The organism is Aeromonas sp. Prich7-2 (assembly GCF_017939255.1).
In the GTDB taxonomy this organism is placed as follows: Bacteria; Pseudomonadota; Gammaproteobacteria; order Enterobacterales; family Aeromonadaceae; genus Aeromonas; species Aeromonas caviae.
The window spans coordinates 1-302 of sequence record NZ_JAGKRI010000290.1 but is presented as its reverse complement, the minus strand read 5'-3'; the positions used below and the strand labels follow the sequence as shown (position 1 = coordinate 302).

At 58.3% G+C, this 302-nt stretch carries 1 pseudogene; it reads left to right on the top strand.

The window, feature by feature from the left end:
• A pseudogene (locus J9892_RS25255) lies at positions 1–302 on the top strand (IS21 family transposase); the annotation flags it as partial.

Genomic DNA, 302 nt, shown 5'->3' with positions numbered 1-302 from the left:
CCGGCACTGGGACCACTGCCGGTGCATCCCTATCGCTATGTCGCCATCAAAACGGTCAAGGTCAACATCGACTATCACGTCAGTTATGAGCAGCACCATTACTCGGTGCCACACCAGTATGTGGGTCAGCAACTGGAGCTCCATGCGGGCGATACCCTGCTTCAGGTCTATCACCAGCAACAGCTGGTCGCGAGCCATCCACGTAAAACCATCCCGGGGATGAGCACGCTCCCTGAGCACATGCCGGAACGTCACAGCAAGCAGCAACGCTGGACCCCAGGGCGTCTTAAACAGTGGGCTGC